This window comes from Pseudomonas sp. Rh2, assembly GCF_040762985.1.
Classification (GTDB): domain Bacteria; phylum Pseudomonadota; class Gammaproteobacteria; order Pseudomonadales; family Pseudomonadaceae; genus Aquipseudomonas; species Aquipseudomonas taiwanensis.
Window position 1 is genome coordinate 5,082,471 of the sequence record NZ_CP142890.1, and the last position, 15,626, is coordinate 5,098,096.

General features: G+C 63.3%; 11 protein-coding genes. 5 read left to right on the top strand and 6 right to left on the bottom strand.

What is annotated here, in order from left to right; all coding sequences use genetic code 11:
• Positions 1-108: 108 nt before the first annotated feature.
• The 3 genes from VXM67_RS23215 to VXM67_RS23225 form a co-directional block, all read right to left on the bottom strand.
• Positions 109-597, bottom strand: coding sequence for a TIGR00645 family protein (locus VXM67_RS23215; protein ID WP_023382401.1), 489 nt, complete (start codon positions 595-597; stop codon positions 109-111).
• A 131-nt stretch (positions 598-728) separates the two neighbouring features.
• Positions 729-1,067, bottom strand: coding sequence for a hypothetical protein (locus VXM67_RS23220; RefSeq protein ID WP_023382402.1), 339 nt, complete (start codon positions 1,065-1,067; stop codon positions 729-731).
• Positions 1,068-1,228: 161 nt separating this feature from the next.
• Positions 1,229-3,667, bottom strand: coding sequence for a Lon protease family protein (locus VXM67_RS23225; protein WP_367237394.1), 2,439 nt, complete (start codon positions 3,665-3,667; stop codon positions 1,229-1,231).
• A gap of 252 nt (positions 3,668-3,919) precedes the next feature.
• Between VXM67_RS23225 and VXM67_RS23230 the strand changes: the two genes are divergently transcribed.
• The 4 genes from VXM67_RS23230 (at position 3,920) to VXM67_RS23245 (ending at position 7,413) form a co-directional block, all read left to right on the top strand.
• Positions 3,920-4,408, top strand: coding sequence for a DUF3015 domain-containing protein (locus VXM67_RS23230; protein WP_023382404.1), 489 nt, complete (start codon positions 3,920-3,922; stop codon positions 4,406-4,408).
• A 75-nt stretch (positions 4,409-4,483) separates the two neighbouring features.
• Complete coding sequence (locus VXM67_RS23235) at positions 4,484-6,337, top strand: DUF4105 domain-containing protein (protein WP_027907644.1); 1,854 nt, start codon at positions 4,484-4,486, stop codon at positions 6,335-6,337.
• Positions 6,338-6,490: 153 nt separating this feature from the next.
• Positions 6,491-6,847, top strand: a complete 357-nt coding sequence (locus VXM67_RS23240) for a hypothetical protein (RefSeq protein ID WP_023382406.1) — start codon at positions 6,491-6,493, stop codon at positions 6,845-6,847.
• A gap of 68 nt (positions 6,848-6,915) precedes the next feature.
• The gene (locus VXM67_RS23245) at positions 6,916-7,413 is read left to right on the top strand and encodes a GreA/GreB family elongation factor (protein WP_367237395.1); all 498 of its coding nucleotides are present in this window, start codon (positions 6,916-6,918) and stop codon (positions 7,411-7,413) included.
• Between the two features lie 29 nt (positions 7,414-7,442).
• Here VXM67_RS23245 and gdhA read toward each other — a convergent pair whose 3' ends face one another.
• From gdhA to VXM67_RS23260, 3 genes are all read right to left on the bottom strand, one after another.
• On the bottom strand, positions 7,443-8,783 hold the full coding sequence (gene gdhA, locus VXM67_RS23250) for an NADP-specific glutamate dehydrogenase (RefSeq protein WP_023382408.1): 1,341 nt from the start codon (positions 8,781-8,783) through the stop codon (positions 7,443-7,445).
• Between the two features lie 313 nt (positions 8,784-9,096).
• The gene (gene ettA, locus VXM67_RS23255; protein ID WP_023382409.1) at positions 9,097-10,764 is read right to left on the bottom strand and encodes an energy-dependent translational throttle protein EttA; all 1,668 of its coding nucleotides are present in this window, start codon (positions 10,762-10,764) and stop codon (positions 9,097-9,099) included.
• A gap of 316 nt (positions 10,765-11,080) precedes the next feature.
• The gene (locus VXM67_RS23260) at positions 11,081-11,476 is read right to left on the bottom strand and encodes a hypothetical protein (protein ID WP_023382410.1); all 396 of its coding nucleotides are present in this window, start codon (positions 11,474-11,476) and stop codon (positions 11,081-11,083) included.
• A 258-nt stretch (positions 11,477-11,734) separates the two neighbouring features.
• Here VXM67_RS23260 and VXM67_RS23265 point away from each other — a divergent pair, with 258 nt between their 5' ends.
• Positions 11,735-15,565: an EAL domain-containing protein gene (locus VXM67_RS23265; RefSeq protein WP_367237396.1), complete on the top strand. Its 3,831-nt coding sequence runs from the start codon at positions 11,735-11,737 to the stop codon at positions 15,563-15,565.
• Positions 15,566-15,626: the final 61 nt, after the last annotated feature.

A 15,626-nucleotide genomic window follows, 5' to 3' on the forward strand; every position in this document is an offset into this window, starting at 1 on the left:
GCTCATTTTTTGTACGGAAAAGGGCAATACACAAGGCATTACCGCCGCCGCTCGTCCGTTAGTGTGCATTTGCCGTGGGAGCAAGGGCGGCTCCCACAGCGCCAGCCGTCAATGCTTGGTGACTTTGTCCAGGTAACCCATGACGAACGCCGAGATGACGAAAGTCATGTGGATGATCACGTACCACATCAGGTAGTCGGTGGAGATGTTCTGCGCATCCATGAACACCCGCAGCAGGTGGATGGAGGAGATCGCCACGATGGACGCCGCCACTTTCATCTTCAGCGACGAAGAATCCATCTTGCCCAGCCAGTTGAGCTTCTCCTTGCTTTCGTCGATGTCCAGCTGCGAGACGAAGTTCTCGTAGCCCGAGATCATCACCATCACCAGCAGGCCGCCAACCAGCGACATGTCGATCAGCGACAGGATGACCAGGATCAGGTCCGCCTCGGCCAACGAGAACACGTTGGGCAGGACGTGGATGATTTCCTGGAAGAACTTCAACGCCAGGGCGAGCAAGCCCAGGGACAGGCCGAAATAGATAGGAGCGAGCAGCCAGCGAGAGGCATACATCGCGTTTTCGAGAATACGTTCCATGGAGGGATTGGGACTCGTCAGGTGACTAAAAAAGCGAGGGCGAGTATAGCCAGCCACCTGTGACAGCAAAAGCCTTGGGCAGTTGCGCGAGCCAATCGCCAGCGCCTTCCGAAACGAGCAGCGGCGGCTGCTCAGGTTTCAGGATGGAACTGGTAATCCCCAAGGTTGCGACAACGCTCGCCGTTGATCCGTCGCAACTGCGCCTGCAGGTGCAGCGCCCAGATCTGTGGATCGTGCGCCACCTGATACCCGTGCAAGGTCAGGCTGTCGACGATGGCATGGAGCACCGACTCGGCCACCGCGGGCCCATGGAACGGTCCCTGCGCCTTGATGGCCGACGGTTGTTCACCGGCCATGCCGGCAGCGAACAGCAGGGTCCACATGCCGTTGTCACCGGCCAGTGGGCGAATGCTGCATTCAATGCGGGTCACCAGGCCCAGGCACTGGCGAGTAAGGCTGAGGTTGCGCATGGCCGCGTCCCCTCCAATGAGCCCTGTTCAGCCTGGAATCACAGGCTGTTTCCATCCTGAACCCTGATACCGTCCTACGTTCCAGCATAGAATAGCGACGGAAAAAGATGGAAAACCGGCGCTGAACGGTAGCACATCGCCTTCAGCGCCGTTTTCTTGACTCAAGCCGGCTTGGCTTGGGCAATCATGTCCTCCAGACGTTCTTTTTCTGCCTCTTTGATGTCTTCTTCGCTGATCATCTCGGCGATTTCCCGCAGGCGCTCCACCACCCGGGCATTGACGCTGCCTTCGGTGAACTGGCCCTTGTCGTCCAGTACGCCGGCCTCCTCACCCACCAGCAAGCTCAACGCCTCGTCGGCCTGGCTCACCGCGTAGACGTGGAACTGCCCGGCCTCGACCGCCTGCAACACCCGCTCGTCGAGCATCAGCGTGGCGACGTTGGCCCGCGGGATGATCACGCCTTGGTCGCCCGTCAGGCCTCGGGCATCGCACAGGCGGAAGAAGCCTTCGATCTTCTCGTTGACCCCACCCACAGCCTGCACTTCACCGAACTGGTTGATCGACCCGGTGATGGCGAAGCACTGCTTGAGCGGCGTGCGCGACAAGGCCGAGATCAGCGTGCACACCTCGCCCAGCGAAGCACTGTCGCCGTCGACATAGCCGTAGGACTGCTCCAGGGCGATGCTTGCCGAGATCGCCAGCGGGAACTCCTGGGCGTAGCGGCTGCCGAGGTAACCGGTGAGGATCATCACCCCCTTGGAGTGAATCGGCTGGCCCAGGTTGACCTCGCGCTCGATATCGACGATGCCGCTGCCACCGGGGTACACCGTGGCCGAGATCCGCGCTGGCATACCGAACGCCGAGTCACCGACCTCCAGCACCGTCAGCCCGTTGCACTTGCCGATGGCCGCGCCCTCGGTGTCGATCAAGATGATGCCGGCGAGCATGTCGTCCAGCACCCGCTGCGAAACCCGACCGGTACGGGTGGCCTTGGCCTTGAGCGCACGTTCGATGTGCCCCGCGTCGGTCATGGTGTCGCTGGCCAGCTGGCGAATGAAATCGGCCTCGCTGACCAACTGGAAGAGATCGCCGATACGCGCCGACAGCCGCGACTGGTTTTCCGCCAGGCGGGCGCTGTAGGTGGCCAGGCGTGCCACCGCATCGCTGGTCAGCGGCGCCATGCCCTCTTCGTTGGTACGGGTACGCAGCAACTGGGCGAACTGCTCCAGGTTCTCGTCGACCATGGGCATGTCTTCGTCGAAGTCCACCAGCACCCGGAACATCTCCTGGAAGTCCGGGTCGTGGTCCTGCAACGCGTAGTACAGCTGACGCGAACCGATGATCACCAGCTTGACATTCAGCGGGATCACCTGCGGCGTAAGGCTGACGGTGGCCACGCGGCCCAGTTCGCCCAGGGGCGACTCCATCTTCAGCTTGCGCGATTGCAGGGCGCGCTTGAGCGCGTCCCACACGAACGGCTCACCCAGCATTTTCTCGGCTTCCAGAATCAGGAAGCCGCCGTTGGCGCGGTGCAGCGCACCGGGGCGCAGCTGGCGGTACGAGGTGTACAGGGCCCCCTGGTCGGTGCTGTATTCGATACGGCCGAACAAATTGTCGTAGGTCGGGTGCGGCTCGAACACTACCGGCGCGCCGCCATCGGCATGGTGGCCGACCACCAGGCTGGGGGCGTATTGCTCTTCCAGCAGCTTACGCGCGGCGGCATCGGACTTGCTGTCGTCGACCAGTTGCTCGACCACCGTTCGCAGCAGGTTCAGCTGCATGGACTGCAGGTAGGCGCACACGGCCGCATTCTCGGCGTACTTCTGCGACAACGGCGCCAGCAGCGGCTGCAAGGCCAGGGTGATGGTTTCTTCGTTGAGCTGGCGCAGCTGGTTGTTCGACTCACGCTTCCATTGCGGCAAGCTGGCGAGTTCTTCGTTCAAGCGCTCTTCCAGCAGGGCGATGTCTTCGTGGAACTGCTCGCGAACCTCTTCTGGCAACTGGGCGAATTCGGCTTCATCCAGTGCCTTGCCGTCGGCCATGGGGGTGAAGGCGACGTTGCTGGCGTCGCGGTACAGGGCCACGTCCTTCTCGAGCGAGGCACGTTCGATCACGTCCAGGGCGCGGTCATAGCGCTGGTTGAAGGCGCGGTCGATGGCGCCTTTCTTCTGCTGGTAGGACGGGTGCTCGAACACCGCCGGGAAGGTGGACAGCAGGTTGTCGATCAGCCCCCCCATGTCGGCGATGAACTCGGCGGCGCTGCCCGACGGCAGCTCCAGCGCACGCGGCTCGCGGGTGTCGTCGAAGTGGTTGACGTAGACCCAGTCGGACGGGGTCTGCTGACGCTTGCCCTCGGCCTTGAGGTAGCGTTTGACGAACGAGAAGCGGCCAGTGCCCGGCTCGCCCATCACATACACGTTGTAACCAGGGCGCGGCATCGCCACGCCAAATTGCAGGGCCTCTACAGCGCGCTCCTGGCCCAGTACTCCGCGAAACGGCTCCAGATCGTCGGTGTTGGTGAATGCAAACTGCTCGGGGGAAAAACGCCGGGTCAGGGCTTCGGGCGCGAGACGCAGGCGCGCAGCGACAGGATCGGGCATTGTGTTTCCTTACTTCGGCGGGCGGATAGCAGCATTCTGGCGCTGCCCGCGCGCGCCTTGCAAGGCTCGGCGGGACTTTATGTCGCAGCCGCATCGCCCACCGAAGGCAAGCAAATTTTTCGCAATCAGCGACGCAACCTTTAGATCGTGCCTAAACTCCAAGCTGCGCGGGTGGGTGAAAAGCTTTCCCGACCTGGCAACCGAGTTGCCAGATAACCCTGACCCTTGGTTTAGACGAAGAGAACAAATGCTATGAAACGGATTCTTCTGGGTACTCTGTTCACCGTGGTCTCCATCAACGCCATGGCCGAAGCGCCAGGTGGCCCGAACTGCGGCTGGGGTAACCTGCTGTTCGAAGGCCAACGCGGCACTCCGGCGCACTTCCTGGCCTCTACCACCAACGGCACCTCCGGCAACGCCACCTTCGGTATGACTTCCGGTACCAACGGCTGCTCGACCAAGGCGGCACTGACCTATGGCGGCAAGTCGTGGTTCGCCATGAATGGCATGATGAACGAGCTGTCCGAAGACATGGCCAAGGGCCAGGGCGAAGCCCTGACCACCTATGCCGTGGTACTCGGCGTGGCTCCGGAAGACCGCGGCTACTTTGCATCGGTCACCCACCAGCACTTCGACCAGATCTTCAGCAGCGCCGACGTCACTGCCGAGACTGTCCACAACAACACCCTGGCCGTTCTGAAGAACGACCCACGCCTGGCCAAGTACGCCACCGAGGCCTAAGCGCAGCTGCTCCCGCCCCTTCTCGGGGCGGGTTTCGCCTTTTCTTTCGGCATCGTTGAGAAGTAGTTGCCCGACATGCTCAAACGCCTCGCTTACCTGGCGCTGGTTGCCTGCGCCCCTGTTCATGCCATGCCTGCGCTGGAACAAGGCCGTATCCAGCAACTGGCCAATACCCCTTACTGGATTGCCCTGGGCCATTACGAAACCGCCAAGCTCGGCGGCTGGCGCAGCTATGTCGACGATGACGCGTTCTTCCTCGCCGAGGACGGCGCGCACCACCCCGACCAGGAGCTCAAGGCCACCGTCGAAGCGCTGTATGCCCCGGCCAGCCAAGGCGACAAGCACGCCCAGTGCGTATTCCCCGCCCGCACCCGCTGGCTGCGCGAGCAACTCGACCTGCAAGACCTGCCGCAACCGGACTGCCAGGCGTTCAAGACCTGGTACCAGTCGATCGACCCGCACAGCGCAGCGTTGATCTTCCCGGCGGCCTACCTGAACAGCCCATCGTCGATGTTCGGCCATACCCTGCTGCGCATCGACCAGTCCCACACCCGCAGCGACGACACCACGCTGCTGAGCTATGCGATCAATTTCGGCGCCTACATCGAAGGCAGCGACAACAGCATCCTGTATGCCTGGAAAGGCCTGATGGGCGGTTACCCAGGCCTGTTCGCGCTGATGCCTTACCAGGAGAAACTGTCCGAATACCGCAGCCTGGAAAACCGCGACCTGTGGGAATACCAGCTGGACCTCACGCCCGAAGAAACCGGGCGCATGGTCGAGCACGTGTGGGAACTCAAGCAGATCCAGTTCGATTACTTCTTCTTCGATGAAAACTGCTCCTACCGCCTGCTCGAACTGCTGCAAGTGGCCCGCCCAGGCCTGGACCTGACCTCGCAGTTCCCCCTGACCGCCATCCCCACCGACACGGTCAAGGCCGTCAAGCAGTCTGGTTTGGTCAGCAGCATCAACTACCGCCCCTCGCGCGAGCGAGAACTGCTGGCCCGGGCCGAGCCCCTGGATCACGACGAAAAGCGCCAGGTGCTGGCCGTCAGCGCCGACACGGCACAGCTGCAAAGCCCTGGGTTCACCGCCCTGCCCCGCGAGCGCCAAGCCCTGGTGCAGGATGCCGCGTACCGCCTGGAGCGTTACCGCGCCAACGGCCAGCAACGCGACCCCGCGCAGGCCAAGCGCAGTTTCGAACTGCTGCGGGCGATCAACCGCAACCCGCCGCCGGCGCTTGAAATAGAGCGACCCGGCCTGCCGGAGGATGGCCACGACTCGCGTACCTGGCAACTGGGCGTCGGCACCCGCGAGGACCGGGCCTTTGCCGAGTACGGCCTGCGCATGGCCTACCACGACCTCAACGACAACGCCTACGGCTTCCCGCTGGGCGCACAGATCGAAATCCTCCAGCTCAAGCTGCGCCAGTACGAAGGCAACGACTGGCAGGTGCAGCGCCTGGACCTGGCCACCATTCGCTCGCTGACGCCTCGCAACGCGCTGCTCAAGCCGTGGTCATGGCAGGTTGCCGGTGGTCTGGAACGGGTGCCGGGCAAGCATGACGACGAAGTGCTGGTCAGCCACGTGAACGGCGGCGCCGGTGGCACCTGGCAGTTGTCCGACGGCTTGCTGGGCTTTGCCCTGGGCACGGTACGGGTCGAGCACCATAACGACTTCGCCCCGTTCATCGCCCCGGCAGCGGGCTTCAATGGCGGGCTGTTGTGGCGCAATGGGCTGGGCAACATGACGCTGGAGGCCAAGGGCGATTACTTCACCCATGGCGAAGTGCGGCGCAGCGTGAGCCTGAACCAGCAATGGGAGATCAGCCAGAACCTCGGGTTGCGCCTGAGCGCCTCGCGGGCATTCAGCCACCTGGCCACGGCGCAGAATGAGGTGATGCTGGAGTTGAAGTGGTATCACTATTGAGTCCTCTCAGCGCGCCTGCAGGCATCGGCTGGCCCTGCAGGCGCGACTTTACCCGCGACCAACGTGACCCAACCGACTCTTTGACACTGTTTTGACGACTCCCCGACAAAACGCCACCTAGACTTTCCACGATCGTTGGGAGGTGTTGTGGATATGTCGCGGTACTGGTTTGGGTTGTGCATCGCCTTGCTGCTGACAGGTTGCGAAACCACCCATGAGCAAATGGTCAAGCAAGGTTATCCCCCCGCCTACGCCGACGGCTTCCAGGATGGCTGCAGCAGCGGTCGCCAGGCTGCCGGGCTGATGGTCGGCGATTTTCGCAAGGACGTGCCCCGCTACCTGCACAACCGGCAATATGAAAGTGGCTGGGACGATGGCTTTCGCCAGTGCCACGCCATGCAGGACAGCGAAGACCTGCGCCAGTACCGCGAGCGCTATTGGGATGAGCGTGACCGTGAATGGCAGCAGGAAAAAGACCGCGACGCGGGACGTGCCTATCGGCGCAACTAGGTCGCAAACGGACATCCCCCGAAACCACTGACCTGTCACCATGGTCCCCTGCATAAGGAGGCCCCAGCATGAGCCGAGCATTCGTCAACGAAGACCAGGCCGCCGCCCAGGCAGACCCGCTGGTAGAGCGCCTGGTGAGCGAGCAGCCCAACTACGTCACTGCCAACGGCCTGAACCAGCTGCACCAGCGGGTGGCCGCGCTCAATACCTTGCGCAGCGAACTACAGGCTCAAGGCGAGCGTGCCGACCAGCAACGCCTGGCCGATACCGAACGGGACCTGCGTTATTTCAGCGCGCGCGTACAGAGCGCGCAGGTGGTGCCTGCCGCGACCTCGCGCAGCAAGGTGCAGATCGGGAGCCGAGTGACGTTCGCCGATGAGCAGGGCCAGGAGCATTCGGTGCAACTGGTCGGGGAGGACGAGGCGGATGCCAGCCAAGGGTTGATCAACTGGGGCTCGCCGCTGGGACGGGCATTGTTGGGTTCAGCGCCTGGGGATGAAGTGTTGTGGCGACGGCCAGCGGGGGATCAACTGATCGAGGTCGTCGACATCGAAGGCGAACGGTAGGGGCCGCGCTGCGGCCCCCGGGCCTGCGATCAGACCACGCCTTGCGCCAGCATCGCGTCAGCCACTTTCACGAAGCCTGCGATGTTCGCGCCTTTGACATAGTTGACCTTGCCATCGGCCTCTTCACCGTAGTGCACGCACGCATGGTGAATCGACTGCATGATGTTGTGCAGCTTGCTGTCCACCTCGCCGGCGGTCCACAGCAGACGCATCGCATTCTGCGACATCTCAAGACCCGACACGGCCACGCCACCGGCGTTGGACGCCTTGCCCGGCGCGTACAGGATACCGGCGTCCAGGAAGATATCCACAGCTTCGAGGGTGGTCGGCATGTTGGCGCCTTCGGCTACGCAGATGCAGCCGTTTCGCAGCAAGGTGCGAGCGTCTTCGCTGTCCAGTTCGTTCTGCGTGGCGCATGGCAGGGCGATATCGCACGGCAGGCTCCACGGTGTCTGGCCCTTGCGGAACTCCAGGCCGAACTGGCTGGCCAGCTCGCTGATGCGGCCGCGCTTGACGTTCTTGAGCGCCATCAGCGCCTCCCACTGGGCATCGGTCAGGCCCGCTTCGGCGTACAGCGTGCCTTCGGAGTCGGACAACGAGATCACCTTGCCGCCCAGGTCCATGACCTTGCGCGCCGCATACTGGGCAACGTTGCCGGAACCGGAGATCGCCACGCGACGGCCGTCGATGCGCAGGTTCTGGCGCTTGAGCATTTCCTCGGCAAAGTACACGCAGCCATAGCCGGTGGCTTCCGGACGAATCAGGCTGCCGCCGTAGGTCATGCCCTTGCCGGTGAGTACCGAGGTGAACTGGTTGGCCAGGCGCTTGTACTGGCCGAACATGTAGCCGATTTCGCGGGCGCCGACGCCGATATCACCGGCCGGCACGTCGAGGTCGGCGCCGATGTGGCGGTAGAGCTCGCTCATGAAGGCCTGGCAGAAGCGCATGACTTCGGCATCGCTCTTGCCCTTGGGGTCGAAGTCCGAGCCGCCCTTGCCGCCGCCCATGGGCAGCGAGGTGAGGGAGTTCTTGAATACCTGTTCGAAGGCCAGGAACTTCAGCACGCCGAGGTTCACCGACGGGTGGAAGCGCAGGCCGCCCTTGTAAGGGCCAATGGCACTGCTCATCTGGATGCGGTAACCGCGGTTGACCTGGACCTTGCCCTGGTCATCGACCCACGACACTCGGAACAGCACCGCGCGCTCCGGCTCGACCATGCGCTCGAGAATCCCGGCCTGCAGGTAGCGAGGGTTGGCTTCGAGGAACGGCCACAGGCTGCGCAGCACCTCTTCCACCGCCTGGTGGAATTCGGGTTGGGCCGGATCGCGCTGTTTCAGGCGCGCGAGGAAATTGTCGACGGATTCGATCATGGTAGACATCTCACCAAGAGGGATTGGGCTTATTGGTTTTTTCTGGAATGTACCAAGAAGCAATCGCACTGGAACAGGGCGAAATGTCGTTTTTATGAAATTTTTTGGTGCGTATTATATAACTGTATACAAAATAGCCCTTCGGCGGCGGCCGCTCCGCGGCTACCCCACCCCCACAAGGAGCCTGCAAGTCCTGAGGTTAGCGCCGCATCTCCAGTAGCAGGAATGCCCGCGCATGAAGCCAACATCGCTCCCCAATCAGGCACAAAAATGGGGCCGCTAGGGCCCCATTCTTGTGCATCAAAAGACCAGCTTACTGGGCCAGTTTCTTGTGGCGTACACGGTGCGGCTGGGCAGCTGCGTCACCCAGGCGCTTCTTGCGATCGGCTTCGTACTCGGTGTAGTTACCTTCGAAGAACACCACGTTCGAGTCGTCTTCGTACGCCAGGATGTGGGTCGCCACACGGTCCAGGAACCAACGGTCGTGGGAAATCACGATGGCGGCGCCTGGGAAGTCCAGCAGGGCTTCTTCCAGCGAACGCAGGGTTTCGACGTCGAGGTCGTTGGACGGTTCGTCGAGCAGCAGGACGTTGCCACCCTCTTTCAGGGTCAGCGCCAGGTGCAGACGGCCACGCTCACCGCCGGAGAGGTCCTTGACGAACTTCTGCTGGTCGCCACCCTTGAAGTTGAAGCGGCCAACGTAGGTGCGCGACGGGATCTCGTAGTTGCCGATGCGGATCATGTCGGAACCGTCGGAAACCTGCTGGAACACGGTCTTGTTGCCGTCCAAGTCTTCACGGCTCTGGTCGACGCAGGCCAGTTGCACGGTTTCGCCGATCTCGATGCTGCCCGAATCTGGCTGTTCCTTGCCCATCAACATGCGGAACAGGGTCGACTTACCGGCACCGTTACCGCCGATCACGCCAACGATGGCGCCCTTGGGCATGGAGAACGACAGGTTGTCGATCAGCACGCGGTCGCCATAGCCTTTGGTGACGTTCTTGAACTCGATGACCTTGTCGCCCAGGCGCGGACCGGCCGGGATGTAGATCTCGTTGGTCTCGCTGCGCTTCTGGAATTCCTGCGACTGCATTTCTTCGAAGCGTGCCAGACGGGCCTTGGACTTGGACTGGCGGGCCTTGGCGCCTTTGCGCACCCACTCCAGTTCCTCCTTCATGGCCTTCTCGTGGGCGCTCTGCTGCTTGGACTCTTGCGCCAGACGCTCGGACTTGGCCTCCAGCCAGCCCGAGTAGTTGCCTTCGTACGGGATACCGGCACCGCGGTCCAGTTCGAGGATCCAGCCGGCGACGTTGTCGAGGAAGTAACGGTCGTGGGTGATCGCCACCACGGTGCCGGGGAAGTCGTGCAGGAAGCGCTCCAGCCAGGCCACCGAGTCGGCGTCCAGGTGGTTGGTCGGTTCGTCGAGCAGCAGCATGTCGGGGGCCGACAGCAGCAGGCGGCACAGCGCCACGCGGCGCTTCTCACCACCGGACAGGTGCTCGATGCGGGCGTCCCAGGCCGGCAGACGCAGGGCGTCGGCGGCGACGTCCAGCTGACGCTCCAGGTTGTGGCCGTCGGCGGCCTGCAGGATAGCCTCCAGCTTGGCCTGTTCGGCGGCCAGCTTGTCGAAGTCGGCGTCGGGTTCGGCGTAGGCCGCGTACACTTCGTCCAGGCGCGCCTGGGCGTCCTTGATCACGCTGACCGCTTCCTCGACCACTTCACGGACCGACTTGGTCGGATCCAGTTGCGGCTCCTGCGGCAGGTAGCCGACGTTGATGTCAGGCATCGGACGGGCTTCGCCGTCGAATTCCTTGTCGACGCCCGCCATGATCCGCAGCAGGGTCGATTTACCCGCACCGTTCAGGCCGAGTACGCCGATCTTGGCGCCTGGGAAGAACGACAGGGAAATATTCTTGAGAATTTCCCGCTTCGGCGGCACGACCTTGCTCAGCCGATGCATGGTGTAGACGTATTGAGCCAAAACCAAGCCCTCTATCAGATAGGTAAAGACATCGACGTACGCCCCGGCCTTGTGACCAGGGGGATGTGTTTACGGGGGTGTCATTGAACAAAGTCGACCATTCTACGCCAAGACGCGGCATTGCGCAGGGTGGTCGGATGGTGGGATGAAGTCGCAGGGATCGAGCGCCGCTTCCAGCGTCCGTGACGGCCCTTTCGCGGGTAGAGCCCGCCCCCACAGGTTCGATCGTTTGCCGGACCGCACCCGCTTGGGGGCAGCCCATTGCTGTGGGAGCAGGTTTACCCGCGCATTGGCCCTTACCGGCTCGATAAGGGTGTCAGACGTGACGCTGCTTGGCCTTGCCCCGCGGCAAGCGGCAACGGTCGCCCTGCTCGGCAAGACGCGCGGCCCAGGCGGCCTTGACGCTGAAGCCACCGCGACGGGCAGGCTGCTCGGCGGCCTTGGCCGGCTTGCCGACCGGCGCGCTCACGACCTTGGCGGCTGGCTTGGCAGCGACGGACTCGACGGCCGGCTCTGCAACCGCCTTGGCGGTTTTGCGCAGCTCGGCCAGCGACGGGCTCTTGCTCTTCGGCGCGCTAGCCGCGCCAGATTTGTCCAGCGAACGCTGGCAAGACTTGCAGGATACGTCCTCGGTCACGGCAGTGCTGACAAGGGTCTGACTGCTGCGCCCGCAGGCGGAATCGAGGCCATTGGTGGAATAGTGGGTAACCAAAACCGAACATCTCCGATGCGTTGTCATTGAAGCGGCCGGCATTCTCGCACAGGTTGCAGGGGCTTGCCGAACCCCCCCAGCGGGCGACGACCGTCGGCACAGGACAGCAGCGCTGGCACTTTGCCATAATGATTGGCATGCTAGCCCCTTTCCGGTGTCCCGCCGTATAGTGCGCCACGCCAGCACGGCCACGGCCTTGCGGCACACACCGTGCATGATCAAACCCTGCCATCGCCAGCCCAATTGCAGGACCACCGCTTGACCGATCTCACACACTCGCCCTCGCTGCGACCTGCCTCCTCCGCTCCGGCTGCGTCCGTGCGCGGCTCGGTCAAAGGTGCGCTGGCCCTGCTGGCCCTGGTTCTGCTGGGTTTGCTGCTGTGGCAGCTGTTCGCCCAGTTCCATCACACGCAGGCGGAGCTGCGTCAACAAAGCCTGGCGACCAGTGCCGACCTGGCGGACCACCTGGGCCTGAACATGGCGCTCAAAGCCCAGGAGGCTGTGAATGTGGTCCAGCCCTATGTCAAAACGCCGACGCCCGCAGCACTGCCCAGCCTGCTGCAAACCCTGCGCGAACGCCTGCCCGAGCTGCGGGAACTGGCCTGGCTCGATGCTGCCGGTAACGTGCGCGGCGACAGCCTGGCGGGCAGCCCAGACCGCCAGTGGATTGACGAGCTGGTCGAACTGGCCAAGGGCCGCGCCTACTTTTTCTCCAACTCGGACGATAACCGTACCGTCTACCTGCTGTTGCGCCAGTCGACCGAGCAGGATCGCGGTTACTGGCTGCTGCGCCTTGCGCCCTCCTACTACAGGACCCTGACGATTCACCTCGATGGCGTAAGCCACCCCTTGTGGCTGCTGGAAAACAGCCGCAGCGGCGATATGCTGGAGCGCCATGCCCCGGTGCAAACCAGCAATGAGCCGTTGCAAAGCGTCATGCTGGCTTTCATCGACAACAGCGCATGGCAGTTGCGCGGGCTGTTCGATGCCGGCCTGGCCCGGCAGAAGCTGCTGCCGGCGCTGATCGGCAAATGCATGCTGGTGCTGTTCTGCGCGCTGCTGCCGGTGCTGGCATTGATCAACATGCGCCGACGCCAGCAGGCCCTGCAGGAGGACCGCCGCCGCTACCAGGACATCTTCGAGGGCACGGGCGTGGCCTTGTGCGTGCTCGACCTCTCCAGCCTGCCCGGCCAGCTCGACCGCTACCACCTGCGCAACCTGGCCGCGCTCAAGCAAAGCCTGGCGCTGGACCCGAACCTGCGCCGCGCCCTGCTGCTGGAACTGAAAATCACCGAAATCAACCAAGTGGCGCGCCAGTTGCTCAATGTCGACTGCAACGAAGGCGCCTGGCAGCGCCTGATCGACGGCAGCGGCGATGGCCGCGACAGCGTTGGCATGCAACTGATCGACGCGCTGATCGAACAGCGCCCTGTGCTGGAACTCGAAGTCCGCCTGCCCGCCCCGCTCGGTGGAGAACTGCACCTGTGGCTGATGGCCCGCCTGCCGCAGCAGCGGCGCAACTACCAGGCGGTCATCCTCAGCATCAGCGACATCACCAGCCGCAAGCAGGTAGAGCTGTCGCTGCTCGAACGCGAAAGTTTCTGGTCGGACGTGGTACGCACCGTACCCGACCAACTGTATGTGCAGGACGTCTTCAACAAGCGGATGATCTTCAGCAACCGCCACCTCGGCCAGACCCTGGGCTATGACCGCAGCGAGCTGGCGCAGATGGGCGACCGCTTCTGGGAGCTGCTGCTACACCCCGAAGACGCCGAACACTACAAGGCACTGCTTCAGCATCAACGCGAGACCGGCCACAGCGAGTCGCTGCATTGCCAACTGCGCTTCCGCCACCGCGACGGCAACTGGCGCTGCTATGAGATTCGCGAACAGGTGCTGACCCGCGACGCCGATGGCGTCGTCACCCGTATCATCGGGGTGGGCAAGGACGTGACCGTGCAGATCGAGGCCAGCCAGTCTCTGCGCGACAGCGAACAACGCTACCGCATGCTCGCCGAGAGCATCAGCGATGTGATCTTCTCCACCGACAGCCAGCTGCAGCTCAACTACGTCAGCCCGTCGGTGCATGCCGTGCTGGGCTACCGGGCCGAGTGGATCTTCGAGAACAGCTGGCAGTCGATCGTCGCCAACCCGGCCCAGCTCACCGGCATCTATAGCCTGATGGAACGGGTCAGCAAAGCCATGGGCGACCGCGAACAGCTGGCGCAGCTGCGCAGCCAACTGCCCTCCCAGCTGTTCCTGTTCGACTGCCTGCGTGCCGATGGCCGCAAGATTCCCATCGAACTGCGCCTGGTACTGGTGTGGGACGAGCACGAGCGCTTCGAGGGGGTACTGGGGGTTGGCCGCGACATCAGCCAGCAGCGCCGCGCGGAAAAAGACCTGCGCATGGCCGCCACGGTATTCGAGCACTCGACTTCGGCCATTCTGATCACCGACCCGGCCGGCTACATCGTCCAGGCCAACGAAGCGTTCAGCCGCGTCAGCGGCTATGCGGTGGAGGAAGTACTCGACCAACTGCCCGGCATGCTGACCGTCGATGAGCAGCAGGAAGGCCACCTTGCCTACGTGCTCAAGCAATTGCACCAGCGCGGCAGTTGGGAAGGCGAAGTGTGGCTCAAGCGTCGCAATGGCGAGCCGTACCCGGCATGGGTCGGCATCACCGCCGTGCTCGACGACGAAGGCGACCTGGCCAGCTACGTGTGCTTCTTCACCGACATCAGCGAGCGCAAGGCCAGCGAGCAACGCATTCATCGCCTGGCCTACTACGATGCCCTGACGCACCTGCCCAACCGCACGTTGTTCCAGGACCGCCTGTACAACGCGCTGCAGCAGGCCGATCGGCAGAAGGCCTGGGTGGTGCTGATGTTCCTCGACCTGGACCGCTTCAAGCCGATCAACGACTCCCTCGGCCACGCCGCGGGCGATCGCATGCTCAAGGACATGGCCCTGCGCCTGCTGGCGTGCGTCGATGACGACGACACCGTGGCGCGCATGGGCGGCGACGAATTCACCCTGTTGCTGCAACCGCGCGCCACCCGTGAAATGGCGCTCAACCGCGCCATCCACGTGGCCGAAAACATCCTCGCGAGCCTGGTGCGGCCGTTCGTGCTGGAAAACCGTGAGTTCTTCGTCACCGCCAGTATCGGTATCGCCCTCAGCCCGCAGGACGGCAGCGAACTGAGCCAACTGATGAAGAACGCCGACACGGCCATGTACCACGCCAAGGAGCGCGGCAAGAACAACTTCCAGTTCTACCAGGCCGAGATGAACGCCAGTGCCCTGGAGCGCCTGGAACTGGAAAGCGACCTGCGCCATGCCTTGGAGCAGAACGAATTCATTCTGTACTACCAGCCGCAGTTCAGCGGCGACGGCAAGCGCCTGACCGGTGCCGAAGCGCTGCTGCGCTGGCGCCACCCCACCCGTGGCCTGGTGCCGCCGGGCGATTTCATTCCGGTGATCGAGGAGCTGGGCCTGGTGGTGGATGTGGGTGACTGGGTGCTGCGCGAGGCCAGCCGCCAACTGAAGGCCTGGCACAAGGAGAAAGTCCGTGTGCCGAAGGTGTCGGTGAACATTTCCGCACGGCAGTTCTCCGACGGCCAGCTGGGCACGCGCATCGCCACCATTCTGGAAGAGACCGGCCTGCCGCCGGCGTGCCTGGAGTTGGAGCTGACCGAAAGTATCCTGATGCGCGAGGTCAACGAGGCGATGCAGATTCTCGACAGCCTCAAGAACCTTGGCCTGAGCATTGCCGTCGACGACTTCGGCACTGGCTACTCGTCGCTCAACTACCTCAAGCAGTTCCCCATCGACGTGCTGAAGATCGACCGCACCTTCGTCGATGGCCTGCCCGAAGGCGAACAGGATGCCCAGATCGCCCGGGCGATCATCGCCATGGCCCATAGCCTCAACCTGGCGGTGATCGCCGAAGGCGTGGAAACCCATGAGCAGTTGGAGTTCCTGCGTGAGCACGGCTGCGACGAAGTGCAGGGCTACCTGTTCGGACGGCCGATGCCGGCCAACCAGTTCGAGGCGCAATTCAGCAACGAAACGCTGTTCATGTTCCAGTGATCCGATGCCAGCACAGAGGCGGCGGAAACGGACTTTCGAGTCAACTCACGCCCCCAGCCAG

What these genes read in the sequence shown, in the direction of transcription:
- VXM67_RS23230 (WP_023382404.1), top strand. Translation starts at nt 3,920, where the DNA reads ATGAAACGGATTCTTCTGGGTACTCTGTTCACCGTGGTCTCCATCAAC.
- VXM67_RS23220 (WP_023382402.1), bottom strand. Translation starts at nt 1,067, where the DNA reads ATGCGCAACCTCAGCCTTACTCGCCAGTGCCTGGGCCTGGTGACCCGC.
- VXM67_RS23245 (WP_367237395.1), top strand. Translation starts at nt 6,916, where the DNA reads ATGAGCCGAGCATTCGTCAACGAAGACCAGGCCGCCGCCCAGGCAGAC.
- VXM67_RS23225 (WP_367237394.1), bottom strand. Translation starts at nt 3,667, where the DNA reads ATGCCCGATCCTGTCGCTGCGCGCCTGCGTCTCGCGCCCGAAGCCCTG.
- VXM67_RS23215 (WP_023382401.1), bottom strand. Translation starts at nt 597, where the DNA reads ATGGAACGTATTCTCGAAAACGCGATGTATGCCTCTCGCTGGCTGCTC.
- VXM67_RS23235 (WP_027907644.1), top strand. Translation starts at nt 4,484, where the DNA reads ATGCTCAAACGCCTCGCTTACCTGGCGCTGGTTGCCTGCGCCCCTGTT.
- VXM67_RS23240 (WP_023382406.1), top strand. Translation starts at nt 6,491, where the DNA reads ATGTCGCGGTACTGGTTTGGGTTGTGCATCGCCTTGCTGCTGACAGGT.
- gdhA (WP_023382408.1), bottom strand. Translation starts at nt 8,783, where the DNA reads ATGATCGAATCCGTCGACAATTTCCTCGCGCGCCTGAAACAGCGCGAT.